Origin of the sequence: Serpens gallinarum, from assembly GCF_014836765.1 — a bacterium.
GTDB classification, from domain to species: domain Bacteria; phylum Pseudomonadota; class Gammaproteobacteria; order Pseudomonadales; family Pseudomonadaceae; genus Serpens; species Serpens gallinarum.
The window spans coordinates 452,724-479,339 of record NZ_JACSQG010000002.1 but is presented as its reverse complement, the minus strand read 5'-3'; the positions used below and the strand labels follow the sequence as shown (position 1 = coordinate 479,339).

General features: G+C 62.0%; 26 protein-coding genes and 1 pseudogene. 12 read left to right on the top strand and 15 right to left on the bottom strand.

Annotation, left to right across the window (positions count from 1 at the left end; translation table 11 throughout):
• Positions 1 to 2: 2 nt before the first annotated feature.
• Positions 3 to 497: a winged helix-turn-helix transcriptional regulator gene (locus tag H9642_RS07455; RefSeq protein ID WP_251835787.1), complete on the bottom strand. Its 495-nt coding sequence runs from the start codon at positions 495 to 497 to the stop codon at positions 3 to 5.
• 103 nt (positions 498 to 600) lie between these two features.
• Here H9642_RS07455 and H9642_RS07450 point away from each other — a divergent pair, with 103 nt between their 5' ends.
• Together H9642_RS07450 and H9642_RS07445 are read left to right on the top strand one after the other, a co-directional pair.
• Positions 601 to 1,329, top strand: coding sequence for an SDR family oxidoreductase (locus tag H9642_RS07450; RefSeq protein WP_251835786.1), 729 nt, complete (start codon positions 601 to 603; stop codon positions 1,327 to 1,329).
• A gap of 26 nt (positions 1,330 to 1,355) precedes the next feature.
• Entirely contained in the window at positions 1,356 to 1,946 is a 591-nt protein-coding gene (locus tag H9642_RS07445; protein ID WP_251835785.1) for a 2-hydroxychromene-2-carboxylate isomerase, read from the top strand.
• A gap of 6 nt (positions 1,947 to 1,952) precedes the next feature.
• Here H9642_RS07445 and dtd read toward each other — a convergent pair whose 3' ends face one another.
• Positions 1,953 to 2,390 (bottom strand): D-aminoacyl-tRNA deacylase, encoded by a 438-nt coding sequence (gene dtd, locus H9642_RS07440; protein ID WP_251835784.1) that lies wholly within the window; start codon positions 2,388 to 2,390, stop codon positions 1,953 to 1,955.
• Positions 2,387 to 3,352, bottom strand: a complete 966-nt coding sequence (gene pip, locus H9642_RS07435) for a prolyl aminopeptidase (protein WP_251835783.1) — start codon at positions 3,350 to 3,352, stop codon at positions 2,387 to 2,389. Before pip ends, dtd begins: the two co-directional genes overlap by 4 nt.
• A gap of 240 nt (positions 3,353 to 3,592) precedes the next feature.
• Here pip and H9642_RS07430 point away from each other — a divergent pair, with 240 nt between their 5' ends.
• Positions 3,593 to 4,774, top strand: coding sequence for a CaiB/BaiF CoA transferase family protein (locus H9642_RS07430; protein ID WP_251835782.1), 1,182 nt, complete (start codon positions 3,593 to 3,595; stop codon positions 4,772 to 4,774).
• Positions 4,775 to 4,814: 40 nt separating this feature from the next.
• Here the strand turns inward: H9642_RS07430 and H9642_RS07425 are convergent, their stop codons facing one another.
• From H9642_RS07425 to H9642_RS07410, 4 genes are all read right to left on the bottom strand, one after another.
• Complete coding sequence (locus H9642_RS07425) at positions 4,815 to 5,417, bottom strand: DUF924 family protein (RefSeq protein WP_251835781.1); 603 nt, start codon at positions 5,415 to 5,417, stop codon at positions 4,815 to 4,817.
• Positions 5,414 to 6,427: a class 1 fructose-bisphosphatase gene (locus H9642_RS07420; protein WP_251835780.1), complete on the bottom strand. Its 1,014-nt coding sequence runs from the start codon at positions 6,425 to 6,427 to the stop codon at positions 5,414 to 5,416. The genes H9642_RS07425 and H9642_RS07420 overlap by 4 nt, the downstream gene beginning before the upstream one ends.
• 82 nt (positions 6,428 to 6,509) lie before the next feature.
• Positions 6,510 to 7,337 (bottom strand): TIGR03915 family putative DNA repair protein, encoded by an 828-nt coding sequence (locus H9642_RS07415; RefSeq protein WP_251835779.1) that lies wholly within the window; start codon positions 7,335 to 7,337, stop codon positions 6,510 to 6,512.
• Positions 7,337 to 8,551, bottom strand: a complete 1,215-nt coding sequence (locus tag H9642_RS07410) for a putative DNA modification/repair radical SAM protein (RefSeq protein WP_251835778.1) — start codon at positions 8,549 to 8,551, stop codon at positions 7,337 to 7,339. Before H9642_RS07410 ends, H9642_RS07415 begins: the two co-directional genes overlap by 1 nt.
• 85 nt (positions 8,552 to 8,636) lie before the next feature.
• Here H9642_RS07410 and H9642_RS07405 point away from each other — a divergent pair, with 85 nt between their 5' ends.
• A complete protein-coding gene (locus H9642_RS07405; RefSeq protein ID WP_251835777.1) occupies positions 8,637 to 9,047 on the top strand; it encodes an NUDIX hydrolase in 411 nt (136 codons plus the stop codon).
• 31 nt (positions 9,048 to 9,078) lie between these two features.
• On the opposite strand, the gene H9642_RS07400 is transcribed toward H9642_RS07405, so the two are convergent.
• The 5 genes from H9642_RS07400 to H9642_RS07380 form a co-directional block, all read right to left on the bottom strand.
• Positions 9,079 to 10,977, bottom strand: coding sequence for a potassium transporter Kup (locus H9642_RS07400; protein WP_251835831.1), 1,899 nt, complete (start codon positions 10,975 to 10,977; stop codon positions 9,079 to 9,081).
• 152 nt (positions 10,978 to 11,129) lie between these two features.
• Positions 11,130 to 11,984 (bottom strand): tetratricopeptide repeat protein, encoded by an 855-nt coding sequence (locus H9642_RS07395; RefSeq protein WP_251835776.1) that lies wholly within the window; start codon positions 11,982 to 11,984, stop codon positions 11,130 to 11,132.
• A gap of 188 nt (positions 11,985 to 12,172) precedes the next feature.
• Complete coding sequence (metK, locus tag H9642_RS07390) at positions 12,173 to 13,363, bottom strand: methionine adenosyltransferase (RefSeq protein WP_251835775.1); 1,191 nt, start codon at positions 13,361 to 13,363, stop codon at positions 12,173 to 12,175.
• Positions 13,360 to 14,379, bottom strand: coding sequence for an ArsR/SmtB family transcription factor (locus H9642_RS07385; protein ID WP_251835774.1), 1,020 nt, complete (start codon positions 14,377 to 14,379; stop codon positions 13,360 to 13,362). The genes metK and H9642_RS07385 overlap by 4 nt, the downstream gene beginning before the upstream one ends.
• Positions 14,380 to 14,426: 47 nt before the next feature.
• Positions 14,427 to 14,636 (bottom strand): hypothetical protein, encoded by a 210-nt coding sequence (locus tag H9642_RS07380; RefSeq protein WP_251835773.1) that lies wholly within the window; start codon positions 14,634 to 14,636, stop codon positions 14,427 to 14,429.
• On the opposite strand from H9642_RS07380, the gene H9642_RS07375 reads away from it, so the two are divergent.
• The 3 genes from H9642_RS07375 to H9642_RS07365 are packed head-to-tail and all read left to right on the top strand — an operon-like array spanning position 14,635 to position 16,944.
• Positions 14,635 to 15,621: a sulfurtransferase gene (locus H9642_RS07375; protein WP_251835772.1), complete on the top strand. Its 987-nt coding sequence runs from the start codon at positions 14,635 to 14,637 to the stop codon at positions 15,619 to 15,621. The two genes, H9642_RS07380 and H9642_RS07375, sit on opposite strands and share 2 nt — an antisense overlap.
• A gap of 15 nt (positions 15,622 to 15,636) precedes the next feature.
• Positions 15,637 to 16,767, top strand: a complete 1,131-nt coding sequence (locus H9642_RS07370) for a YeeE/YedE family protein (RefSeq protein ID WP_251835771.1) — start codon at positions 15,637 to 15,639, stop codon at positions 16,765 to 16,767.
• Between the two features lie 9 nt (positions 16,768 to 16,776).
• Positions 16,777 to 16,944 carry a hypothetical protein gene (locus H9642_RS07365; RefSeq protein ID WP_251835770.1) on the top strand — a complete coding sequence of 56 codons (168 nt, stop codon included), beginning with the start codon at positions 16,777 to 16,779 and terminating at the stop codon, positions 16,942 to 16,944.
• A 48-nt stretch (positions 16,945 to 16,992) separates the two neighbouring features.
• Here the strand turns inward: H9642_RS07365 and H9642_RS18435 are convergent, their stop codons facing one another.
• Both H9642_RS18435 and H9642_RS18430 read right to left on the bottom strand, forming a co-directional pair.
• Positions 16,993 to 17,706, bottom strand: coding sequence for a methyl-accepting chemotaxis protein (locus H9642_RS18435; RefSeq protein WP_433962683.1), 714 nt, complete (start codon positions 17,704 to 17,706; stop codon positions 16,993 to 16,995).
• 141 nt (positions 17,707 to 17,847) lie between these two features.
• Positions 17,848 to 18,792, bottom strand: a pseudogene (locus H9642_RS18430) (methyl-accepting chemotaxis protein); the annotation flags it as partial.
• Positions 18,793 to 19,246: 454 nt separating this feature from the next.
• Between H9642_RS18430 and tkt the strand changes: the two are divergent.
• From tkt to H9642_RS07335, 5 genes are all read left to right on the top strand, one after another.
• Positions 19,247 to 21,244, top strand: a complete 1,998-nt coding sequence (tkt, locus tag H9642_RS07355) for a transketolase (protein ID WP_251835768.1) — start codon at positions 19,247 to 19,249, stop codon at positions 21,242 to 21,244.
• A gap of 111 nt (positions 21,245 to 21,355) precedes the next feature.
• Positions 21,356 to 22,411: an erythrose-4-phosphate dehydrogenase gene (gene epd / locus H9642_RS07350; RefSeq protein WP_251835767.1), complete on the top strand. Its 1,056-nt coding sequence runs from the start codon at positions 21,356 to 21,358 to the stop codon at positions 22,409 to 22,411.
• Between the two features lie 3 nt (positions 22,412 to 22,414).
• On the top strand, positions 22,415 to 23,572 hold the full coding sequence (locus H9642_RS07345) for a phosphoglycerate kinase (protein WP_251835766.1): 1,158 nt from the start codon (positions 22,415 to 22,417) through the stop codon (positions 23,570 to 23,572).
• A gap of 159 nt (positions 23,573 to 23,731) precedes the next feature.
• The gene (gene fba, locus H9642_RS07340) at positions 23,732 to 24,796 is read left to right on the top strand and encodes a class II fructose-bisphosphate aldolase (RefSeq protein WP_251835765.1); all 1,065 of its coding nucleotides are present in this window, start codon (positions 23,732 to 23,734) and stop codon (positions 24,794 to 24,796) included.
• A gap of 140 nt (positions 24,797 to 24,936) precedes the next feature.
• Positions 24,937 to 25,329, top strand: coding sequence for a YkgJ family cysteine cluster protein (locus H9642_RS07335; protein ID WP_251835764.1), 393 nt, complete (start codon positions 24,937 to 24,939; stop codon positions 25,327 to 25,329).
• 7 nt (positions 25,330 to 25,336) lie between these two features.
• On the opposite strand, the gene H9642_RS07330 is transcribed toward H9642_RS07335, so the two are convergent.
• On the bottom strand, positions 25,337 to 26,554 hold the full coding sequence (locus tag H9642_RS07330) for a hybrid sensor histidine kinase/response regulator (protein WP_251835763.1): 1,218 nt from the start codon (positions 26,552 to 26,554) through the stop codon (positions 25,337 to 25,339).
• Positions 26,555 to 26,616 lie beyond the last annotated feature (62 nt).

Here is a 26,616-nt window from a genome sequence, read left to right as displayed (position 1 = left end):
CCTCACGACGTTTCTTCGGTCTGCCAGTGCGCGGGCAGCAACTGCCCCTTGAACGCTGGCGCCTCTTCGAGCACCACATCACGCGCCGCCACCGGCTCGCCGCACTCCGAACAGACCAGCACGCCCTGCATAGGATGACCGCAGGTCCTATGCAGGTGGCGAATCGGCGCACCTTCAGCGCCGCCCATGTAACGGTCTCCCCAATTCACCAGAGCTAACACAGCGGGATAAAGATCGCGACCCTTCGCCGTCAACCGATACTCCTGGCGGAGCGGCCGCTGCTGATAGGCGACCTTGTTCAACACTCCAGCTTCGGTCAGCTTCTTCAAGCGATTCGCCAGCACATGGCGAGTCACGCCGAGGCGTTCTTCGAACTCATCGAAACGACGGATGCCCAAAAACGACTCGCGCAGCACCAGCAGGGTCCAGCGATCCCCAACCACCGAGAGCGTGCGCGCCAAAGAACAGGGCTGCTGATCGAGTTCTTCCCAGCGCATTGTCAATCATCCTCCACAACGATGGCTCACCATAACTTGACAGGTTCTGAAATGGAACCGAGTATCAGGCTGGGTTCCAAATAAGAACTAAAGGAGAGCCGCAATGACCGAAGGCAAGGCCATACTGGTAATGGGCGCCGGTGACGCTACCGGCGGCGCCATCGCCAAACGTTTCGCCCGCGAAGGCTATGTCGCCTGTGTGGCCCGCCGCCACGCGAGCAAACTGGCGCCGCTGGTTGCGGACATCGAAGCCGAGGGTGGTACGGCGTACGCGTTCGGCTGCGATGCGCGGGTCGAAGACCAGGTTATCGAACTGTTCACGCACATCGAGCGCGAGATTGGCCCGCTGGACGCGGTGATCTTCAACATCGGTGCCAATGTGCAGTTTTCCATTACGGAGACCAGCGAACGGGTTTACCGCAAAGTGTGGGAAATGGCGGCCCTGGCGGGTTTTCTCACCGGGCGCGAAGCGGCAAAGGCCATGCTGCCGCGCGGTCGTGGCACGATCATTTTCACGGGCGCCACCGCCTCGCTGCGCGGCCGGGCAAATTTTTCCGCCTTCGCCAGCGCCAAGTTCGCCCTGCGAGCCTTGGCACAGAGCATGGCCCGTGAGCTCGGACCACAGGGCATCCATGTCGCCCACCCGATCATCGACGGCGCCATCGATACCGCGTTTATTCGCGATAACTTCCCAGAGCTGTATCAACGCAAGACACAGGACGGCATCCTCAACCCCGCGCACATCGCCGAGACCTACTGGCAGATCCATTGCCAGCCCCGCGACTGCTGGGTGCATGAGCTGGATTTGCGACCCTGGACGGAAACCTTCTGATTTCTCTCACCCATAAGGAAAACAAGATGAGCAGAACCGTGGAATTCCTGTTTGATTTCGGCAGCCCAGCCTCTTACCTGGCCTGGACCCAATTGCCGCGCATCGCCGCTGACACCGATGCCGAGATCGTCTGGCGACCCATCCTGCTGGGTGGCATCTTCAAGGCCACCGGCAACACGCCCCCGCTGGCCGTGCCGGCCAAAGGCCGCCACTTGCTGCTAGATCTTGCGCGCTTCGCCAAACGCTATGGGGTGCCGATGAATTTCAATCCGCACTTCCCCATCAATACCCTGCAGCTGATGCGCGGTGCGATTGGTTATCTCGGCAGCGAGCAATTCGATCGCTACATGACAGCCATGTTCGAAGGCATCTGGGTCCATCAGAAGGACCTCGGCAAGCCCGAAGTGGTTGCCGAGGTCCTGGAAGCAGCCGGGCTGTCGAGCGAGGAGTTTCAACACCTAATCGGCAGTGACGAGGTCAAGGAACGTCTGAAGACCAGCACCGAAGAGGCGGTCAAGCGCGGCGTATTCGGCGCGCCGAGCTTCTTTGTCGGCGATCAGCTGTACTTTGGCCAGGACCGGCTGGACTTTATCGCTGAGGCACTCGCCGCTAACTGACCGGTTTCAGCTTTCCAACAGGAACGTCACCGGCCCGTCATTGACCAGGTGCACCTGCATGTCGGCACCGAAGCGGCCGGTGGCGACCTGCGGGTGCTGGGCGCGCGCCAGCGTAACCAGGTGATCAAATAGTTGCTCACCCAGTGCAGGCGCTGCCGCCGTGGAGAAGCTCGGCCGCAGACCGCTTTTCGTATCCGCCGCCAGGGTGAATTGCGAGACCAGCAGGAGGCCACCCTCGACATCCGTGAGGGACAGGTTCATTTTCCCCTCGGCATCGCTGAACACCCGGTAATTCAGCAGTTTTTTGAGCAGCTTGGCGACGCTCGCCGGGGTGTCCTGCGGTTCGATGCCGACCAGCGCCAGCAACCCCTGGTCGATGGCACCGACAATCTCTCCGCCGACCTCGACACGTGCGCCGCGTACACGCTGAATCAAGGCCTTCATGCTTCACCCTTGGGGAGTTTGCGCAGGCGGCGGGCCATCTGGTCCGTGGCGCGCACCAGCGCGTCGACGATGCCACGCTCGCCTGCCGAATGGCCCGCCTCGCGAATGATCTGCAGTTCACTGTTCGGCCATACCTGGTGCAGCGCCCAGGCATTGTCCAACGGGCAGATCACGTCGTAGCGACCGTGCACGATGATGCCCGGCAAATGGGCAATCTTGTGCATGTCGCGCAGCAGCTGATCCGGCTCAAGGAAGGCGTTGTTGATGAAGAAATGACACTCTATACGGGCGATCGACAGCGCCCGCTCGTTGAAGCGCTCAACCACTTCCGGGTTCGGCCGCAAGGTTGCGGTGCGCCCTTCCCAGCACGACCACGCCTTGGCGGCCTGCATCTGGGCAATCTGGTCTTCGCCGGTCAGGCGCTTGTAGAAGGCCTGCATCAGCTCGCCGCGCTCGGCGGGCGGAATCGGCGCCAGGTAATCCTGCCAGTAGTCCGGGAACAGCCGACTGGCGCCTTCCTGGTAGAACCAATGAAACTCCTGCGGACGGCAGAGAAAGATGCCGCGCAATACCAGGCCATGGACGCGCTCGGGATGACGCTGCGCATAGGCCAGTGACAGGGTGGAGCCCCAGGAGCCGCCAAACAGCAGCCACTTGTCGATACCCAGGTGCTCACGAATGCGCTCCATGTCATCGACCAGATGCCAGGTGGTGTTGTTCTCCAGGCTGGCGAAGGGCGTCGAGCGCCCGCAGCCACGCTGATCAAAGGTGATGATGCGATACAGGTTCGGGTCGAAATAACTGCGCGACTGCGCATCGCAACCGGCGCCAGGGCCGCCGTGTACGAACACGACCGGCAGGCCGTCGGGCGTGCCGCTTTCGTCGATATGCAAGGTATGGATGTGATCGACCGCCAGGGTATGGACGGCGTAAGGTTTTATTTCCGGATATAGAGGCTGCATGACGTGCTCCCAGCACTGTACGGTGCATGTTGACGCGGCGTTTCAGGGACATTCTCGGCATCATAGCGGGGAAATTCCCTGCGCATGACGCGAGCGGTTGCGAGAGCTCGTAATGTCCCCTCGCTGGAAGCCCGCGATCATGCCGCGCGATTTGGTCAATGCATGCTGAACGCCTGTGTCATTGAGGCAACTTGCCGCGCTGGCCTAACCTGCGTGGCAGTCATTGCCCAAGGAGCCGCCATGTCCGGTCCGTTGTCGTCCCTGAAAATTCTGGATTTCTCCACCCTGTTGCCCGGGCCGTTCGCTTCGCTGCTGCTGGCCGACATGGGTGCCGACGTGTTGCGCGTGGAGTCGCCTTCGCGCATGGATCTGGTACGCGTGCTGCCACCGCATGATCAGGGCGTGTCGGCCAGCCATGCCTACCTCAACCGCAACAAGCGCGGCATAGCCCTAGACCTGAAGAAGCCCGAGGCGGTGCAACTGGTCAAGCAGCTGGTGCAGGACTACGACATCGTGCTCGAGCAGTTCCGTCCGGGGGTGATGGACAAGCTCGGCGTGGGCTACGAGGCACTCAAGGCGATCAACCCTCGGCTGATTTATGTGTCGATCACCGGCTACGGCCAAACCGGTCCCTACAAGGATCGCGCCGGTCATGACATCAACTACCTGGCCCTGGCCGGCCTAGCCAGTTACACCGGGCGGCGCGACAGCGGGCCGTTGCCGCTGGGCATTCAGGCCGCCGACATTGCCGGCGGTTCGCTGCACGGAGTGATCGGCCTGCTGGCCGCCGTGGTGCAGCGTCAAGTGACAGGCCAGGGCCAGCAGGTCGATATCAGCATGACCGACTGTGCCTTTAGCCTGCATGCCATGGCCGGTGCCGGCTACCTGGCCTGCGGCGTGGAGCCGGCGATGGAGAATCAGCCGCTCAACGGCGGGAGCTTCTATGACTACTACCAGAGCCGCGACGGCCGCTGGTTCTCGGTGGGCAGCCTGGAACCGCAATTCATGCAGCAGTTTTGCGCGGCCCTCGGCCGTCCCGAACTGGCTGCCCGTGGGCTGTCCCTGCGACCGGAAGATCAGCAGGCGCTCAAGCGCGAGATCCAAAACGAATTTGATAAACGCGACTTCGCCGACTGGTGCGAGCGTTTCGCTGCGCTGGATGCCTGCGTCGAACCGGTGCTGAGTCTAGCCGAGGCGGTTGAGCATCCGCAGCTCCAGGCACGCGGTGTGGTCACCGATGTGCCGCGCGACAGCGCCGAACCGCAACGGCAGATCGCCTGCCCGATCCGTTTCTCGGCAGGTCTGGATACGCCACGGCATATCGGCGTCAGCGTCGGTGCGCATACCGATCAGGTACTGACCGAGCTGGGTTATTCGATCGAACAGATTGCCGCCTGGCGGGATGCCCGGGTAATCGCCTGATCTTATCGACTGCTTGCCGCTAGCCTGGCATCGCCGGTGCTCAAAAGCTTGAGCCGGGCTCTGCCAGGAAGCTCAATTCGTCAATTGTGCTGACACGCCCGAGAATGGCATTACGGTGAGGAAAGCGCCCGAAGCGGGCGATTACCCGATGATGCGCCTTGGCATACTCCAGGAAGCTGATGAACGCTGGGCTGTCCGCCTCATCCTGCTCGGCCAGCAGAACCGCGAAAGCCTGTACCGCACGCTCCTGATGCTGCAAGTCTTCGGCATGCTCGAACACCATGTAGCAGAACACCCGCTGAATGGCCGACAGACGACGGTCCCAACCCTGCTCTATACCCCGCTCCAGCAAGGCCAGGGCACGGGCATCGCCCGCGAAGGCGCGCGGCGTGCCGCGATGGATCATGCGGGGCAACTGGTCGAGCAACAACAACAGGGCCAGCCAACCTTCCGGATTGCTGGCCCAGTCGCCCAGATAGCCATTCAGCGCTTGCTCGGTCAGGTCACCGAAGCGCGTACGCGCCTCGGCATCCTGCTCGGCCCGGTAACCGAACCACAACCCGTTCTGCCGCGCCGCCAGCTCGCCGGCGGGCGCATCAGCGCCAAACCACCAGTCGAGCAACGGTTGCCAGGTCGCGTTCATGACTCAGTCTGATGGTACTGGGTGATGCGCTCGACTTCTTCCTTGGAACCGAGGAATACCGCCACACGCTGGTGCAGGGAGTCCGGCTGGATATCCAGGATGCGCTGATGACCATCAGTGGATGCACCGCCAGCCTGTTCGATGATCATCGACATCGGATTGGCCTCGTACATCAGGCGCAGCTTTCCGGGCTTTTCCGGTTCGCGGGCATCGCGCGGGTACATGAACACACCGCCACGGGTGAGGATACGGTGCACATCGGCCACCATCGCGGCGACCCAGCGCATGTTGTAGTTCTTGCCCAGCGGACCTTCCTTGCCCTCCAGCAGTTCGCTGACATAGCGCTGCACCGGCGCTTCCCAGTGGCGCTGGTTGGACATGTTGATGGCGAACTCGGCGGTCTGCTCGGGTACGCGGATGTTGTCGTGGGTCAGCACCCAGTTGCCCATGTGCGGGTCGAGGGTAAAGCCCTTGACGCCGTTGCCCAGGGTCAGCACCAGCATGGTCTGCGGGCCGTAGATGGCGTAACCGGCGCACACCTGCTCGGTGCCCTTCTGCAGGAAGGCTTCTTCGGAGAGGTCGCCCTTGCCGCGCAGATTGTCTGCGCAACGCAGCACGGAGAAGATGGTGCCCACGGACACGTTCACATCGATGTTGGAGGAGCCGTCCAGCGGGTCGAATACCAGCAGGTACGCACCTTTCGGGTAACGGCCAGGAATCTGGTAGGCCTCTTCCATTTCCTCCGACGCCATGCCGGCCAGGTGGCCGCCCCACTCGTTGGCTTCGAGCAGGATGTCGTTGGACAGCACGTCGAGTTTCTTCTGCACCTCGCCCTGTACGTTCTCGGTACCCATGCTGCCCAACACGCCGCCCAACGCGCCCAGCGACACCTCGTGGCTGATCTGCCGGCAGGCACGCGCCACCACCTCGATCAGGAAACGCAGGTCTGCCGGGGTGTTGAAGTTGCGAGTCTGCTCGATCAGGTAGCGACTCAGGGTGATGCTGGACATGGACGGGCTCCGAAGGGCGATAGGAAAGAAGTGCATTTTAGCCTGTGTTGCCTGCCGAGCGCCCACCAGCGAACGGCTTTTCTTACCTCGAGTCGCGTATGGGGATGCGCTTGCCGGCCCAAGCCTTCACGTCCTCGGCCTGACCGTCACGTTGCGCACCGGTACGCGCCCGCACCAACAGGCCCGGAATCAGCCGGCCTTCCGGCAATTGCTGCCACAGGCGCTGCGGCAAATGCTGGCGCAGCGCCTGTGGATTGACCCGCGCCGGGTTGAAGGTGCTGCGGTAGTAGGCCATCCACAAACGCTCGCCTTCCGGATCGGGGGTGCGCGCCAGTCGCTGCCATTCCTCGGGTGCCTCGCGGCGGTAATCGAAGCGGTCGCCGTTGAACAACACCCCATCGCGCGGCGTCGCTATCAGCCAACTGTGCTGCCCCAGCCGCTCGGCGAAATGCTCGCAGGCCACCTCCAGCACCTCATGTTCGGGCTCATACCAGGCCACGTAGTCCGGCAGACCCTCGCCCTTCAACGGAGCGAAACGCACGAACGCATGCAACTGATGGATTTCCCGGCCCACCGCTTTGAGTCGCTGATGCAGCTCACTGCCGTCGAGATCGCCTGGCAACGCAGCCGCTGCGTCACCCTGGGCCACCCGCCAGAGAATCCGATAGAGCAACGCCCAACGCTCCGGCATCCGAAAGCGTGCAGCCCGCTCGAGCATGTCGAGTACCTTACGCGGCACCGTGACCCGCGCGCCGGGTGCATAACGCGCCAAGGTCTCTTCCGCGAACAGATCGGCCGGCATCAGCTCATCGCGCCAGCTCACGTAATCCGGCGGCACGCCGTCGTGCAGCAACGTGCGGGCCTTGTCGCGCCAGTCGGCGAACCCGCCGTCAATCCGTACGCAGCGCATCACCAGAGCGCCATTTGCTGGACCGGTCGCTCGGCCTGCTGCTGACGCAGTCGCAGGGATTCACTGCTGTCCTGCCGGGGGCGGTAGTCAGCGGTGACGATGAACGGATTGGCCTTGTCCAGGGCACAGCGCAGCCGGCGTAAGTCGTCATAACGAATTTTTCGCTGCTTGCGCAGTTGCTCGATGCGTTGCGCGGTCAGCACGCCGATGCCCGGCACCCGTGCAATCAGCGCGGGTTCTGCGCGGTTTACATCCACCGGAAATTGCTCGCGGTGCTCCAGCGCCCAGGCGAGTTTTGGGTCGATATCCAGCGCCAGGTTACCGGGCTTGTCGAGCAGTTCCTCGGCACGAAAGCCATAGCCGCGCATGAGGAAATCCGCCTGATACAAACGGTGCTCACGCAGCAGCGGCGGCGCCGCCAACGGCACCGTGGACGGGCTGTGGGGGATGGGACTGAACGCCGAGTAATACACGCGCTTGAGGCGGAACTGCCGGTACAGGGTCTGCGACTTGCGCAAGATGCTGTGATCGTCGCTGTCGTCAACGCCGACAATCATCTGCGTGCTCTGCCCGGCAGGGGCGAACTTCGGTGCCCTGGCCTCGCCTTCGACGGCCTGCTGCTGGTAGCGGATGGCACCCATGGTCCGCTGAATCCCGCCAACGGTCTTTTCCGGCGCCAGGCGAATCAGGCTGGCGTCGCTGGGCAGTTCGATATTCACGCTCAAGCGGTCGGCATAGCGACCGGCCTGCTCGATCAGCGCCGGATCAGCATCCGGAATGGTCTTGAGGTGGATGTAGCCGCGAAATTCGTGCTCTTCGCGTAGCAGGCGTGCCACCTGCACCAATTGCTCCATGGTGTAATCCGCGGAGCGAATGATGCCGGAGCTCAGGAACAGTCCACTGATGCAGTTGCGCCGGTACAGGTCCAAAGTCAGCATCACCACTTCCTCGGGCGTGAAGCGCGCACGGGGTACGTCGCTGGAGCGGCGGTTTACGCAGTATTGGCAGTCGTACAGGCAAAAATTGGTGAGCAGGATCTTCAGCAGCGACACGCAGCGACCGTCCGGCGTAAAGCTGTGGCAGATGCCCATTCCGCCAGTAGAGCCCACCCCCGCCTTGCCCTTGGAGCTGCGCTGCGGTGCGCCGCTGCTGGCGCACGACACGTCGTACTTGGCCGCATCGGCGAGAATGCTCAGCTTGTCGATGAGTTGCACGGTGGCGCTCTCCGCGAATACTGTATATAAACCCAGTATACGGAGCTACGCTCACCTTGCCAGCCCCCACCACAAGGAAACTTGCGTGACCTCACCCTACATTCACATTGCCGCAGCCCTCATCTACAACACCCAACGCGAGATGTTGCTGGTGCGTAAGGCCGATACGCCGTATTTCATGCAGGCCGGTGGCAAGCTGGAAGCTGACGAACGGCCCATCGACGCCTTGCGCCGAGAACTGAATGAAGAGCTGGGTATCGACCTGATGGACCAGCAGGCCGTTTACCTAGGTAACTTCAGTGCCGCGGCCGCCAATGAACCGGGTTGCCAGGTAGTTGCCGAACTCTTCGCTTTGCAGCTCGACCAGCCACTACAGGCCAATGCCGAAATCGCCGAAGCGCGATGGGTCAGCTTCGCCGAAGCCGAACGCCTAACCCTCGCCGAGCTTACCCGCGAACAGGTGCTTCCCTTGGCCCGGCAACTGCTGTCGGCATAACGCGCCTCTTTGCACGTTCGCCTTTGCCCGTTCATAACTGCACCTGGCTGCCCAGCTCCACCACCCGGTTGGCCGGCAACTGGAAGTAATGCAGGCTGCTGTTGGCGTTGCGCTGCAAGAAGGCGAACAGCTGTGTACGCCATCGCGCCATCTCTGGTCGTGGCCCGGGGATCAGCGTTTCGCGACTGAGGAAATAAGTCGTGCGCAATGGCTCGAACGGTTTGCCATCCAGGCTCAGCTGTCGCAGCGCCGCGGGCACATCGGGTTTGTCCATGAAGCCGAACGACAACAGCACGCGATAAAACCCCTGCCCCGAGGTTTCCACTTGAGCCCGCTCGTGCGGCGCTACTCGGGGGCAATCGAGCGTCAGCACGGTCAGCAGCACGACCCGCTCATGCAGCACCTGGTTGTGCTGCAGGTTGTGCAACAAGGCCGGCGGCACAGACTCCGGGTGCGCGGCAAGAAACACTGCGGTGCCCCGCACACGCGGGGGCGGCTGGCTCAGCAGGCTTTCGATGAAAATCGGCAGCGGCAAGGCCAACTCGCCCAGACGCCGATACAGGGTCTGCCGGCCACGCTTCCACGTGGTCATCAAGGCGAACAACACGATCCCGACCAGCAACGGAAAGGCACCGCCCTCCAGAACCTTGGGCAGGCAGGCGAGAAAGAACAGGCTGTCGACAATCAGGAACCCGAGCAGCAACGGCAGAGCCTGCCACCACGGTAACTTCCACTGCATCAGCATCACCACCGCCACCAGCAGGCTGGTGCACAGCATGGTGCCGGTTACCGCAACGCCGTACGCCGAGGCCAGCGCACTGGAACTGCCGAAGCCGAGCACCAGCAGGACCACACCCACGAGCAGCACCCGATTCACCACCGCGATGTAAATCTGCCCTTCCATGTGTTCCGAGGTGTGCTGAATCAGCATCCGCGGTACATAGCCCAGCTGGATTGCCTGGCGGGTCAATGAGAAGGCACCGGAGATGACCGCCTGCGAGGCGATGATAGTTGCCAGCGTGGCCAGGCCAATCAACGGCAGCAAGGCCCAGGCCGGGGCCAGCAGGTAGAAGGGATTGCGTGCGGCTTCAGGCGTATCCAGCAGCAAAGCGCCTTGACCAAAGTAGTTGAGCAGCAACGCCGGCAATACCAGGAAAAACCATGCTCTGGCGATCGGCCGACGCCCAAAGTGCCCAAGGTCGGCATACAACGCCTCGGCACCGGTCAGCGCCAGCACCACGGCGCCCAGCACCGTCAGCCCGACACCAGGATGAATCGCAAAAAAATGTACGGCCCAATACGGATTCAGCGCCTGCAACACCACCGGCTGCCGAGCAATGCCGTGCAACCCCAGAATCCCCAGCACCACAAACCAGCCCACCATCACCGGGCCGAACAGCATACCGAGATGGGCAGTTCCGTGTTTCTGCAGCAGAAACAGCCCCACCAGCACCACTAGCGCCAGCGGAATCACCCAGTGCCCCACCCCCTCGAAGGCGATCTCCACACCCTCGATGGCTGACATCACGGATATCGCCGGGGTAATCATGCTGTCGCCATAGAACAGCGCCGCACCGCACAAACCCACCGCCCCCAGCGCCGTACTCAGCCATGCATAGGGGCGCGCCGCACGCTGAGCCAGGGCCAATAACGCCATCGCCCCACCCTCGCCCTGATTGTCGGCACGCAGCACGAAGAGCACGTATTTCACCGACACCACCCAGAGCAGCGACCAGCAGATCAGCGACAGAATCCCCAACACGCCGGCGTGATCGACACTCACACCGTAGTGCCCGGAAAACACTTCCTTGAGGGTGTACAGCGGGCTGGTGCCGATATCGCCATAGACCACGCCAGTGGCCGCCACCAGCAGGCCAAAGCCGGATGCCTGCTGCGCTGGCGCTGCTGCCTCGTTGCCGGCCTCGTCCACGCTGCTCACCTCGCGAACCACTTGGGTTGAGCATGGACCCGCAGGCGAACGGGAACAACTGCCGGCCAAGCTAGTGAGGCTGGGCGACCCGCCCTGCGAGCCGAACAAAGAGCAGGATTGGCCAAGTGAGCTTTAAATTCGTCTTTTGCGGTTTAACGCTGACTCGAAGAGATCAAAAGAGGTAAAGTAAAGCTGAAGGCATCATCAGAGTCTTTAAGTATAATCCCCTCGTAAGTGCTTCTTTCAAAAAAACCAAGCAAGACATTATCAATATATTCATACCCGCTACTTTGAACGATTGATATCTCTGGAACTTGCCGCCCTCGCTTGAAGCTAAAGCCAAGCTTCAACACCGTTGCATCAGAGAGCTTTCCAACTTCCTCTTGAATATATTTACTTCTGCGAAGCCTGACACCAACAGAAGCCTGCCATTTTTCTAGCCAAAAACCCTGATACCGAAGGATTTGCACATCGGATAATGGAACTCCGCTTTCGTATAACCGCCAGAGAGCTGTCCATGCACCCCGACAACTGTACAAAGCATCCAAATAGAGCGAGGAAATTTCGGAAACATTAGAAGATTTCCTTCTTTCCAGAAACATGGCTAAATTTACAGGGGAACAAGGCACTCCAGCGCTCACGCTTTCTCTGTATAACCTCTCTGCTTCCAGATAATCAACAGTCTGGCCAATTCCATTCTCTGCCATTGACGCCAGATATCTGAATCCAGAAGGACTTAGACTATAATAGAACCTTGCCAATTCGTAATCTGCCTCAACCCCAAAGCCGTTCTCATATCTGCGCCCCAGTGAGATCTGACACTCCTCAATCCTTTCTGTTACAGCCAGATGATGATGCTCAGCCAATGAGATTCTTTCATCGGAATACTTAGAAGAGGAAAGTATGCATTTCACTCTGGGCGAAATATCGGAACCATAACTTTTAAAAAGCACCTTGCTCGAGCAACCCCCAATCACAAAGAATAAAAGCAGAAGATATAATCTCATGAAATGAGCCCGTCAATTGCGACATTAAAATAATGCAATATTTCGACATTTGAAAGCCAAGCGCACGATAAGAAGTTTGCTGTATTTATCTCCAGATGCCCCTTACTGTCAAACCGGGTTTAACTAGGCAACAAAAAACCCCGCCCGGCCAACGCCAAGCGGGGTTTTCATTTACCGCAGCGGAAGACTTACAAACCGGCCGCCGCGCGCAGATCGGCAGCCTTGTCAGTCTGCTCCCAGCTGAAGGTGGTGAAGGAATCGTCACCCACGGTCTTCTGCTCGGGGATACGGCCAAAGTGGCCGTAAGCAGCGGTGGCCTGGTACATCGGGTGTAGCAGGTCGAGCATGCGGGTGATGGCGTACGGACGCAGGTCGAACACTTCGCGCACCAGGTTGACGATGGTGGCTTCCGGGACCTTGTTGGTGCCGAAGGTGTTCAGCGAGATCGAGGTCGGCTGGGCCACGCCGATGGCGTAGGACACCTGGATTTCGCAGCGCTCGGCAAGGCCGGCGGCGACGATGTTCTTGGCCACGTAGCGGCCGGCGTAGGCGGCCGAGCGGTCAACCTTGGACGGGTCCTTGCCGGAGAAGGCGCCGCCGCCGTGGCGGGCCATGCCGCCGTAGGAGTCGACGATGATCTTGCGGCCGGTCAGGCCGCAGTCCCCCACCGGGCCGCCGATGACGAACTTGCCGGTCGGGTTGATGTGGTACTGGGTGTCCTTGTGCAGCAGTTCGGCCGGCAGGGTGTGCTTGACGATCAGCTCCATCACCGCTTCTTTCAGGTCGGCCTGGCTGATGTCCGGGCTGTGCTGGGTGGACAGCACCACCGCATCGATGCCCACAACCTTGCCGTCTTCGTAGCGGCAGGTGACCTGGCTCTTGGCGTCCGGACGCAGCCACGGCAGCAGGCCGGACTTGCGCGCTTCGGCCTGGCGTTCGACCAGACGGTGGGAGAAGACAATCGGTGCCGGCATCAGTACATCGGTTTCGTTGCTGGCGTAGCCGAACATCAGGCCCTGGTCGCCGGCGCCCTGGTCTTCCGGCTTGGCGCGGTCGACGCCCTGGTTGATGTCCGGGGACTGCTTGCCAATGATATTGACGATGCCGCAGGTGGCGCCGTCGAAGCCGACGTCCGAACTGGTGTAGCCAATGTCGCAGATCACCTTGCGGGCGATCTCTTCCAGGTCGACCCAGGCGCTGGTGGTCACTTCGCCGGCGACGATGGCGACGCCAGTCTTGACCAGCGTTTCCACCGCCACGCGGGCGAGTTTGTCCTGTTCGATGATGGCGTCGAGCACGGCATCGGAAATCTGGTCGGCAATCTTGTCCGGATGGCCTTCAGAGACGGATTCGGAGGTAAAAATCGAGTATTCGCTCATCTATCGGTGTCCTGTTCTGACCGGTCAGTGAGGGTGCTTCGTGAATCCGGCCTGGCGAAATGCCGCAGCTGAATCTGAAAGCCGTTTTTAAAACCAATGTAAAGACTCTCGCCGGGCACAAGCCCCGCGGCGATGGCCCAACGGGCCAAATCATCCTGGTCAAAGCCCAGCCAGAGATCGCCACAGGCTTCTCGGGTCCAGCTCTGATCGTGACTGCACAACTCGCTGATCAGCAGACTTCCGCCCGTCTTGACCCACCCCGCCAGCCGCTGCATGGCCTCGGCTGGGGCGGCGAAGTGGTGCAGCACCATGTTCAGCACAACGCAATCGGCCTGCGTGCCCGGGTCATCCAGCGCATCGGCCAATTGCAAGTTGACGTTAGTCAAACCGGCCTGCTCGCAATGACGCCGTGCCAGCTCAAGCATTTCCGGGCTATTGTCCAATGCCGTGACCTGGGCGAAACGGCGCGCCAGCTCGGGCAGGAAGGCGCCTTCGCCCGGGCCGACTTCCAGCGCTGTGGCCGTGGGGGCAAACCCCAGCGTATCCAGCAGGCTGAGCAGGCTGTCGCGGTACTGTGGCAGGCTGGCGATCAGGTCCTGCCGCGCGGCAAAACTGCCGGCCATGCGGGCAAAAAAATCCTGACTTGCGGCACTGCGCTGGGCATGCACGGCGGCAATTCGCGCCAGAACGTCGGCGGGCAGCGTGAGGCGGTCGACTTCGGCCAGCAAGGCGCTGTGCAAAGCGCCACCCAGCACCTCGGCCTGCGCCAGGCTGCGGCGGTAAAACACCGCGTTACCCTCGCGGCGCGTGGTCACCAGTCGCGCCTGAGCTAGCACCTTCAAATGATGGCTCATACCCGACTGGCCGATGGCAAAGATCTGTGCCAGTTCCAGCACGCCAAACGAATCGTTGGCCAGCGCGCGCAACACATTCAGACGCAACGGATCACCGCCAGCCTTGCAGAGAGCGGCGAGCTGGTCGTGGTCGGCAGGGAGCTGAAGTTCGGGCAGGTTCATAGGGTGCGCAGTCTAGACGCTCACATTTTGCGCATCAATGACCAATATCAAAAAACTTTGATATTGGTTAACCTACGGCCTTCGGCTGCGCCACGAACCCGCTGCTGCCCTCTTTGGTTATAAGCAAGCGTCTCTTGTTTATTTATCCATGGGTCGGGCTTTGCCGTATCCTGCGCACCCTTGACCAGCCACCGCCTCTGCGGACTCGCCTGTGCGGCGTGATCTGCGGCGGCTTTGATCTGTGGAATTTGCATCATGTCGAATCATCGCTTCATCTCGCTGGCCTTCGTCAGCGCGTGCTTGCTCTTGACCCTTCCGGCCCAAGCCGAAGAATCGCCCGCCACCGCGAACGTCAGCGCACCACTGAGCACACCCGCACCGCTGCTTTCTGCAGGCGAACTGCAACCGCTGATTGGCCAAGCCCATGTGCGCATCCTCGATATCCGCGCACCGCAGGCTTATGCCGGCGGGCATATCCCCGGCGCCATCAACACACCGTACGGTCAGTACCGTGGTCCGGCTGACAATCCCGGTCAGTTACCCCAGGCATCAGCCCTGACCGCCGTGTTGCAAAAAGCCGGCATCCACCAGGACAGCCACGTGATCGTCGTGCATGGCGGCACGGACCACACTGATTTCGGCGCCGCGGCACGGGTCTACTGGACACTGAAGGTCGGCGGCCTGACTCGCCTGTCGATTGTCGATGGCGGCACGCGTGCCTGGCATGCCGCCGGCGGTGAGCTGACCACCGAAACACCGCTGGTGCTGCCCAGCCAGTTCGTCTACCAGTACGACAAGGACCAGATCGTGACCCGCGACGAGTTGGCCGCCGCCATCCAGACCGGCAGCGCGCCACGCCTGATCGACTCGCGGCCGCCGGCGTTCTTCAACGGTGACGTAAAACCGGCCACCGCCGCCCGCTATGGCACCCTGCCCGGCGCGCACTCGTTCAACAACGCGCAGTTCTTTCCGGAAGGCGGCACCACACTGAAGCCGGTCGACGAACTCAAAGCGCTGGTCGCGCAAGCCGGCGCCGCCGAAGGCCCGGCAGTCTCCTTCTGCAACACCGGCCACTGGGCCGCCACCAACTGGTTCGTGATGTCGGAAATCGCCGGCAACACGGCAGTGAAGATGTATCCGGACTCGATGGTGGACTGGAGCCGCAGCGAACTGCCGATGGAGAACCAGCCATCGCGGGTCGAGGCATTGCTGCAAGACCTCAAGCACGCGCTCAACAAGTAAGACAGAGAACTCCTGATGCTTAACCTTAACCGTCTACTGTTAATTGTCGGTGGCCTGGCCGGCGCCTTTGCCGTGGCTTACGCCACTGGCGTGCGCCAGGGCCTGCTGACCCTGCTCGGCATTGGCTTTGGCGCCGTGCTGCAGTTCGCCCGCTTCGGCTTCACCACCGGCTGGCGCGACTTTATCGAAACGCGCAATCCCCAGGGCATCTGGGGCCAGATGCTGCTGTTGTCGCTGGCAGCTGTCCTGACCCTGCCGCTGATCGCCACCAGTGGCGGCGAACTGGTCGGCGCCGTGGCGCCGCTGACCATCAGCCTGATCCTGGGCGCCTTCCTGTTCGGCGCGGCCATGCAACTGGCCGACGGCTGCGGCTCCGGCACCTTGTACAAGGCCGGCGCCGGCGCGCCGTTGTCTTTCGCCGTGTTGCCGACGTTCATGATTGGCAGCTTCGTCGGCGCCTCTCATCAACCGGCGTGGATCGCCCTGGGCGGACTGCCGGCCATCGATCTGCTGCAATTCGGCTGGCCGACAGCCGTCGCCATTACCGTGGCGGGCTGTGGACTGGTCGCACTGTGGGTTGGGCGCGCAGCAAAAAACGCACAGCCGGCGTTTGCCGCTCAGTCCGTCGGCGCTGCCGCGGTCAACAGCGGTTCCGGCTGGGCCCGTCGCTGGTGGCTGGGCGCGCTGCTGCTGGCCGGGCTGTACCTGCTGCATATGCTGATCGCCGGCCAGCCCTGGGGCATTGTCTACGGGGTGGGCGTGTGGGGCGCGAAAATCGCCTCGGCACTGGGTTGGAGCCCAGTCGGCGATCCGTTCTGGGGCGTCGCGCCGCATGCCACGCGTCTGGCCGAACCGCTGCTGGCCGACATCACCTCGGTGACCAACATCGGCCTGATTTACGGCGCCATCGCCGCCTCGCGCTGGAACGGCACGCCGAACATTCGCATGCCCTCCAACCGTCGCCTGATTGCCGCCTGCATCGCCGGCCTGGTGATGGGCTACGCCTCGCGCATGGCGTTCGGCTGTAACGTTGGCGCTTACCTCGGCGGCATTGCCTCGGCCAGCGTGCATGGCTGGGTGTGGTTCGCCCTAGCCTTTGCCGGCTCAATCCTCGGCGTGCGCCTGCGCACTCGCCTCGCCAATTAAGGAGTGGATATGGACAGTAAAAAAGCCTTCCTGACCGGCACCACATTGTTCTGGCTGGTGATGCTGGGCCTGGTCGTTGCCGACACCCGCTCAACTGCCGGCAATCGCGTGGAACCCGCGCCCTTCGCCTATGGCAGTGGCCAGGCGGCCTCGGGCGGACACTGCTCGGGACGTTAAGCCATAACGAGATGGGCCCGTTCTGGGCCCATCTCACATCCGCTCTGCTTACAGCCGGAAACGGCTCACCAGTGTCTGCAACTGGTTACCCAGACGGGCCAGCTCAAGGCTCGAGGCAGCGGTCTGCTCACTGCCTGCAGCGGCTTGATCCGCAATATCGCGCACGCTCACCAGGCTGCGGCTGATTTCTTCGGCAACCGCGCTTTGCTGTTCGGAGGCCGCGGCGATCTGCTGATTCATCGCTTCGATATTCGACACGCTGCCAGTGATATTGTGCAGCGCGACGCCTGCATTACGCGCCAGCGCCACGGTGCTTTCGGTGAGGTTGCAACTGCTCTGCAGGCTGCTCGCCACACGGTGCGTTCCGCTCTGCAACCCGGCCACCAGCTCTTCAATTTCTTCCGTGGACTTCTGGGTGCGTTGCGCCAGGCCACGAACCTCGTCGGCTACCACCGCGAAACCACGGCCGGCTTCCCCGGCGCGGGCCGCTTCGATTGCGGCGTTGAGTGCCAGCAGGTTGGTCTGCTCAGCCACCGCCTTGATGACGTCCATGACGCTGCCAATCTTGTGGCTTTCTTGCTGCAGACTGACCATCGCCTCGCTGGAACGATTGACTTCGCTTGCCAGACGTTCGATCTGAGCAATCGCTTCAGTGACCACCTTGTCACCCTGGGCGGCCTGATCGTCGGCCGTCGAGGCGGCTTGCGAGGCATGCTCGGCGTTGCGCGCGACTTCCTGCACAGTGGCCGACATTTCCTGCATCGCGGTGGCGACTTGATCCGTTTCGACCTTCTGCGTACGCACACCCACACTGGTCTGTTCGGTTACGGCCGACAGTTCTTCCGCAGCGCTGGAAATTTGCGTCACGCCATCGCGAATGCCACCAATCAGCTCGCGCAGGGTGCTGCCCATCTGCTGGATACCCTGCTGCAACTTGCCCATCTCATCGGTGCGCGTGACGACTTTCTGCTCGGAGAGGTCACCGGCGGCAATGCGCTGAACGTCATTCAGAGCGTGCTGAATCGGCCCCGTGATCTGGCGGGTGATCACCACCGAGGCAATGACGCCCAGCAACAGCGCGAGTAATGCGCTGCCAACTTGCAGGGTGCGCGCCCGCGCGCTGTCGTCGTCACGCAAGGTCTGCTGCAGGGCGTTCAACTGTGCACTCTGACGCAGCATGTCATCGACATACCGGGTCATGTCGACGCCAATTCCGCCCACTTCGGAGTTATTGGTTTTGTAGACGTCCAGCGAGCCGAAGTAACGCCCCATGGCCGACTTCAGTTGCACCAGTTCGTACGCAAAATAACGGGACAGCGTGGCCTCGATCTTGGAAAGCTCCACTTCGGTGGCTTTCATCTGCTCGGTCAGCTCACGCTCACGCGCTTCCGAAGCCAGCATCATGTAGCCACGCACGGCATAGCGGGTGGTCAGCATGGCGTCATTAAACGAGGTGAAGGCCCGGAACAGAGCGTCTTGCTCGTCCGACTGCATGCTCTGAATCTTGCTGCGCACACTGTTGATTCGGCTAACAACATCGTTGCCGTCGCTTATCATGTCGCGTCGCGCCTTCAAGGTCAGGTCATAGGCAGCACGCATGCTGTCCAGAGCCTCGCGGTAGCTCGCGATAGAGGGGCCTATTTCCTTCAACAGTTGCAGGCTTTCACCCTGCAGCTCTCGCAGCCCGAGCTGGTAGATCTGCTCCAACCGCTCGAGCTCGGCCTGCGCACGTTTGCCTTCGGCTGCTTCGCCGCTGGTGCGCATGTATTCGAGACGACTGATCTGCAGCCGGCCTGCTGCCACGTTCAACTCGCTGATGCCGGTTGTGTGCTGACTGCTCACGTCCATCCTGCTCAGGCTGTTCCAGCCGATCATCGCCAGGATAAGCGTAATTGCCAGCACCAGGCCGAAGCCGAGTCCAAGTTTGAGATTGACGCTGATATTGCCGAACCATGTGTTCATCGAAAAAATCCCCGCAGCTTAAAGGAGCGGACGCGCGGGGCGTTTTTTCTTGTCCTGCCACTGTCGCAATTCCTTTTGTTGTATCGACCATCCTGCGCCTTGCTTGAGTTCGATCGTGGGCTGGAGCTCGGTCCTGGCGTGCAGACCACCGGGCTCCCCTTTCGCCTCGAAAACACTATGCGCCTGCCTCATCTACCGGGTTTTTCAACGTCTACACGCGTTTATGCCCAAACTTCCAGCCCCATACGTCTTCTCCGATTGCCCTCCCCCCCGTCGTGGGCGAAAATGCCCGACTTTTCCGCCCCCTTCGATTCAGAACAGCCCCCGCAGGAGATTAGCGATGCCCAGCCGTCGTGAGCGAGCCAATGCCATTCGTGCCCTCAGCATGGATGCTGTGCAAAAAGCCAACAGCGGCCACCCGGGTGCCCCCATGGGCATGGCGGATATCGCCGAAGTGCTGTGGCGCGATTACCTCAAGCACAACCCGGTGAACCCGCAATGGGCGGACCGCGACCGCTTCGTGCTGTCCAATGGTCACGGCTCGATGCTGATCTATTCCTTGCTGCACCTGACCGGCTATGACCTGGGCATCGAGGACCTGAAAAATTTCCGCCAGCTGCACAGCCGTACCCCCGGTCACCCGGAATACGGCTACACCGCCGGCGTCGAGACCACCACCGGCCCGCTCGGCCAGGGCATCGCCAATGCCGTGGGTTTCGCCCTCGCCGAACAAGTGCTGGCCGCGCAGTTCAACCGCCCCGGCCATAACATTGTCGATCACCACACCTATGTGTTCCTCGGTGACGGCTGCCTGATGGAAGGCATCAGCCATGAAGTCTGCTCGCTGGCCGGCACCCTGGGCCTGGGCAAACTGACCGCGTTCTGGGACGACAACGGTATTTCCATCGATGGCGAGGTCGAAGGCTGGTTCACCGACGACACCCCGCGCCGCTTCGAGTCCTACGGCTGGCAGGTGATCCGCAACGTCGACGGCCACGATGCCGACGAAATCACCCTGGCCATCGAAACCGCGCGCAAGAGCGATCGCCCGACGCTGATCTGCTGCAAGACCACCATTGGCTTCGGTTCGCCCAACAAGGCCGGCAAGGAAGTGAGCCACGGCGCACCGCTGGGCCACGACGAAATCGCCGCCACCCGCGCCGCGCTGAACTGGAACCACGCGCCCTTCGAAATCCCCACCGAGATCTACGCCGAGTGGGACGCCAAGCAAGCCGGCGTCGCCCGCGAAAACGAGTGGAACCAGCGCTTCGCCGCCTACGCCGCCGAGTTCCCGGAACTGGCCGCCGAGTTCACCCGGCGCATGGCCGGCGAACTGCCGGCCAACTTTGCCGAGCAGGCCGCCGCCTACATCAAGGACGTGGCCGCCAAGGGCGAAACCATTGCCAGCCGCAAGGCCAGCCAGAACACCCTGAACGCCTTCGGCCCACTGCTACCGGAATTCCTCGGTGGCTCGGCTGACCTGGCCGGCTCTAACCTGACGATCTGGAAGGGCTGCAAGTCCCTGGTGGACGGTGACGCCTCTGGCAACTACGTGCACTACGGCGTACGCGAATTCGGCATGAGCGCAATCATGAACGGCGTGGCGCTGCATGGCGGGTTCATTCCCTACGGCGCGACCTTCCTGATCTTCATGGAATATGCGCGCAACGCGGTGCGCATGTCGGCACTGATGAAAAAGCGCGTGCTCTACGTGTTCACCCACGACTCCATCGGCCTGGGCGAAGACGGCCCGACCCACCAGCCCATCGAGCAGCTGGCCAGCCTGCGCGGCACGCCGAACCTGGATTGCTGGCGTCCGGCCGACGCGGTGGAATCCGCGGTCGCCTGGAAATACGCCATCGAGCGTAACGATGGTCCGAGCGCTTTGGTCTTCAGCCGTCAGAACCTCAACCATCAGGCGCGCAACGACCAGCAGCTGGCCGACATCGCCCGCGGTGGTTATGTGCTGAAGGACTGCGCCGGCGAGCCGGAACTGATCCTCATCGCCACCGGCTCGGAAGTCGGCCTGGCCGTACAGGCCTGGGAGAAGCTCAGCGCACAGGGTCGCCAGGTGCGCGTGGTGTCCATGCCGTCGACCACTGTGTTCGACGCCCAGGACGCCACCTACAAGCAGGCCGTACTGCCGGTGGAAGTTTCCGCGCGCATTGCCATCGAAGCCGCGCACACCGACTTCTGGTACAAGTACGTCGGCCTGGAAGGCCGCATCATCGGCATGAGCACCTTCGGTGAATCGGCTCCGGCCGATCAGCTGTTCGAGATGTTCGGCTTCACCATCGACAACGTACTCAGCACTGCTGAAGAACTTCTCGAAGACTGAAAGACGCTGAAGGCGATAGGCTGGAGGATGGACGGCAGGCGGCACTGAGCTGCTTTTTCGTCCAGCCTCCAGCCTTCGGCCTTCAAGCGGCGTGTAACCAGGCAGGCCCAAATGCCCCAGAATCGTCCCTACAAAGTTGCCCTCAACGGTTACGGCCGCATCGGCCGTTGCGTGCTGCGCGCCTTGTATGAGCGTGGCCAGGGCAATCTGGACATCATCGCGCTCAACGACCTGGCCGATCAGGCCAGCATCGAATACCTGACCCGCTTCGACTCCACCCATGGGCGTTTTCCAGGTGAAGTGCGGGTCGACGGCGATTGCCTGCACTTGAACGGCACCTGCGTGCAGGTGTTGCGCCAGGACACCCCGGAAGCCATCGACTGGCAAGGTTTGGGCATCGACCTGGTGCTCGAATGCTCCGGCGTCTACCACACCCGTGCCGACGGCCAGCGTTTCCTCGACGCCGGCGCGCCACGGGTGCTGTTTTCCCAGCCCATGGCCAGCGAGGCGGATGTCGACGCCACCCTGGTGTATGGCATCAACCACACCCGTCTGACCGGGCGTGAACGCCTGGTGTCGAACGCCTCTTGCACCACCAATTGCGGCGTGCCGCTGCTCAAGGTGCTGCACGAGGCGATTGGCCTGGAGTATGTGTCGATCACCACGATCCACTCGGCGATGAACGACCAGCCGGTGATCGACGCCTACCACCACAACGATTTACGCCGCACGCGCTCGGCCTTCCAGTCGGTCATCCCGGTGTCCACGGGGCTGGCGCGCGGCATCGAACGCCTGCTGCCGGAACTGGCCGGGCGCGTTCAGGCCAAGGCCATTCGGGTGCCGACGGTCAACGTGTCCTGCCTGGACATCACCTTGCAGACCGCCCGCGACACCAGCGCCGACGAGATCAACCGCGTGCTGCGCAGCGCCGCCGAAACAGGCCCGCTCAAGGGTCTGCTCGATTACACCGAACTGCCCCACGCCAGCTGCGACTTCAACCATGACCCGCACTCGGCGATTGTCGATGGCAGCCAGACCCGCGTCTCCGGGCCACGCCTGGTCAACCTGCTGGCCTGGTTCGACAACGAATGGGGCTTTGCCAACCGCATGCTCGACGTCGCGGAACACTTCCTGCGCGTCACTGACACCACCCCGTTAAAGGACTGATCCATGACCGTCTTGAAAATGACCGACCTCGACCTTCAGGGTAAGCGCGTACTGATTCGCGAAGACCTCAACGTGCCGGTGAAGGACGGCGTGGTCACCAGCGATGCCCGCATCCTCGCCGCCCTGCCGACTATCAAGCTGGCCCTGGAAAAAGGCGCCGCCGTGCTGGTCTGCTCGCACCTGGGCCGTCCCGAGGAAGGCGTGTTCAGCGAAGAGAACAGTCTCAAGCCGGTGGCCGACTACCTGAGCAAGGCGCTCGGCCGTGACGTACCGCTGATCAAGGATTACCTGAACGGCGTTGAGGTAGCAGCCGGTCAATTGGTGCTGTTGGAAAACGTGCGCTTCAACAACGGTGAAAAGAAGAACACCGATGAACTCGCCCAGCAATACGCCGCCCTGTGCGACGTGTTCGTGATGGATGCCTTCGGCACCGCGCACCGCGCCCAAGGCTCGACCCACGGCGTGGCCAAGTTCGCCAAGGTCGCCTGCGCCGGCCCGCTGCTGGCCGCCGAACTGGACGCGCTGGGCAAGGCGCTGGACAAGCCGGCCCGCCCGATGGTGGCCATCGTCGCCGGCTCCAAGGTGTCCACCAAGCTCGATGTGCTGACCTCGCTGGCCGACATCTGCGACTCGCTGATTGTTGGCGGCGGCATCGCCAACACCTTCCTCGCCGCCGCCGGTTACCCGGTTGGCAAGTCGCTGTATGAGGCCGACCTGGTCGACACTGCCAAGGCCATCGCCGCCAAGGTCAGCGTGCCGCTGCCGGTGGACGTGGTGGTTGCCAAGGCCTTTGCTGAAAATGCCGAGGCCACCGTCAAAGCCATCGGCGACGTGGCCGAGGACGACATGATCCTCGACATCGGCCCGCAGACCGCCCGCCAGTTCGCCGAAATGCTCAAGGCCTCGCAGACCATTCTGTGGAACGGTCCGGTTGGCGTGTTCGAGTTCGACCAGTTCGCCAACGGCACCCAAGTGTTGGCCCAGGCCATCGCTGCCAGCCCGGCGTTCTCTATCGCCGGCGGGGGCGATACCCTGGCGGCGATCGACAAGTACGGCGTGGCTGACCAGATCACCTACATTTCCACAGGGGGCGGCGCCTTCCTTGAATTCGTCGAAGGCAAGGTACTGCCGGCCGTAGAAGTGCTGGAGCAGCGCGCCTAAAAGCAGCCACAAGCGGCAAGCCTCAAGCGGCAAGTAAGAGCAAGAGCAACACCGCGCTGCTTAGGGCTTGCAGCTTGCCGCTGCTTACAAGTCTTGAACCCAGCCTGTCACTGCGGCAGGCTGTGCACCGATCAACGACCCCTACTGGGAGCTACACAGATGGCACTTATCAGCATGCGCCAGATGCTGGACCACGCCGCCGAATTCGGCTACGGCGTTCCGGCATTCAACGTCAACAACCTCGAACAGATGCGCGCCATCATGGAAGCGGCCGACAAGACCGATTCGCCGGTCATCGTCCAGGCTTCTGCCGGTGCGCGCAAATACGCGGGCGCGCCCTTCCTGCGCCACCTGATCCTCGCCGCGATCGAAGAATTTCCGCACATCCCGGTGTGCATGCACCAGGACCACGGCACCAGCCCTGACGTCTGCCAGCGCTCGATCCAGCTGGGCTTCAGCTCGGTGATGATGGACGGCTCGCTCATGGAAGACGGCAAGACCCCGTCCGACTACGAGTACAACGTGCGCGTGACCCAGCAGACCGTGGCCATGGCCCACGCCTGTGGCGTGTCGGTGGAAGGCGAACTGGGTTGCCTGGGCAGCCTGGAAACTGGCACTGCCGGTGAAGAAGACGGCATCGGCGCCGAAGGCATTCTTGACCACAGCCAGATGCTGACCGACCCGGAAGAGGCCGCGGACTTCGTCAAGCGCACCCAGGTCGATGCCCTGGCCATCGCCATCGGCACCAGCCACGGCGCCTACAAGTTCACCAAGCCGCCGACCGGTGACATCCTGGCCATCGACCGCATCAAGGAAATCCACAAGCGCATCCCCAACACCCACCTGGTGATGCACGGTTCGTCCAGCGTGCCGCAGGAGTGGCTGAAGGTCATCAACGAGTTTGGTGGTGACATCAAGGAAACCTACGGCGTGCCGGTCGAGGAAATCGTCGAAGGCATCAAGCACGGCGTGCGCAAGGTCAACATCGACACCGACCTGCGCCTGGCTTCCACCGGCGCCATGCGCCGCATGATGGCCCAGCAACCGAGCGAGTTCGACCCGCGCAAGTTCTTCGCCGCGACCGTCACTGCAATGCGTGACATCTGCATCGCCCGCTACGAAGCCTTCGGTACCGCCGGCAACGCCTCGAAGATCAAGCCGATCTCCCTGGAGGCCATGTTCCAGCGGTATGCCCGCGGCGAGTTGGATGCCAAGGTGAACTGAGCCTTGCTGCTTTAACAAAACAGCCCCGCCATGCGGGGCTGTTTTGTTCTGCCTACAAAAAAACTATTCCGCGCCCGCAATCGCCCCTTAAAATCTGCGCCCTCTCCGCATCCTGCGGGCCTCTTGCTGCATATCCCTCCATGAAACCCACCCTGATCGCTGCCGCCGAACTCGACCGCCTGGACACCTGGGCCAAGTACCACAGCGGCCTGTGCAACGGCTGTCACGCCAGCTGCTGCACCCTGCCAGTGGAAGTGCGCATCCAGGATCTGATCCGTCTCGGGGTGGTGGATGCATTCGAAGCACAAGAGCCGCCCAAACAGATTGCCAAGCGGCTGATGAAAGACGGCATCGTGCAGCACTTCAACCAGAAGCACGGCGTCTTCACCCTGGCGCAGATGTCCAACGACGACTGCCTGTACCTGGACGGCAAAACCCGTCGCTGTACCGTCTATGCACTGCGCCCGGACACCTGCCGCAACCACCCGAAAATCGGTCCGCGTCCCGGTTACTGCGCCTACCGTCCGAAGTAAACGGCGATTACACCGCCGGCCCGGCTCCCTCGGTGAGCGTCTGATAGGGCAGTTCAACACAGAACAAGGCCCCCTCACCCGGCTCACCCTGAACCCAGATCCGTCCGCCGTGAGCACTGACGATCTGCTCTGTGATAAACAGCCCCAGGCCGAGTCCGCCAACGGTTTCGCCATCACTGCCCCGCTCGAACTGTCGGAAGATCCGCTCTCGGTCCTCAGCGGCCACGCCCGGCCCCTGATCGCGCACCTGCAGCAGTACCGTCTCGGCACCGGGCTCGACACGCACCTCGATAGTCTTGCCCTGCCCGTAACGAATGGCATTGGTCAGCAGGTTGGCAAGCACCTGCTCGAGGCGAAACGCATCCCAGCAACCGCGTGCCGGCCCCTGGATAGCACACTGCAGTTCATTGCCTGCCTGGCGCAATTGCGGGCGGAATGCGTCGAGCACCTTGCGGGTCAACTCCGCCAGGTCGCAGGGCTGCGCGCGGATCGACAGTTTGCCGGTGCGGATGCAACTGACATCCAGCATGTCGTCGATCAGGCGAATCAGGTTGCGAATCTGATGCTCGTCCTTCTCCACCATGGTCAGGAGCTGCGAAGGACTGAAGGCAATCTGGTTTTCACGCTGCAGGTGCATGCGGCGCAACTGTGTTTCCAGGATCAGCGTATTGAGCGGTGTCTTCAACTCATGGGAGACCAGCGACAGAAAGTCATCACGCATGCGCACCGCTTGCTGCAGCTCGCGTTGTGTCTGGCGAAGCTCGTCGAGCAGCAACTCCTGCTCGTGACGGCTCTTCTGCAGCTCGGCCAATTGGACGTGCAATGCCTTGCGTTGGCGAAACACCTCCACGAAGACCTTTACCTTACTGCGCACTGCCAGAACATCGAGAGGTTTATGCAGAAAATCCACCGCACCACTTTCATAGCCCTGGAAGGCGTAGTTGGCCTCCAGCCCGGCGGCGCTGACAAAGACAATGGGGATATATCGGGTGCGTTCGATGCCACGCATGATCTCGGCCAATTGAAAGCCGTCCATGCCAGGCATCTGTACATCAAGAATGGCCAGGGCGAACTCATGTATCAGCAAACACTCCAGCGCTTGCTCGGCGGAGCGCGCGCTGATCACCTCACACACCTCGCTGCTTAGCAAGGCTTCGAGAGCCAAGAGGTTCTCTGGCATATCGTCAACGATCAGCACCTTGGCAGGCCCAATATGTCGCAGCATAGTCAGCCTCTCAAATAATGGCGCGCATCCCCAGATAGGGGCGACCGGGTTACGTTAACCGT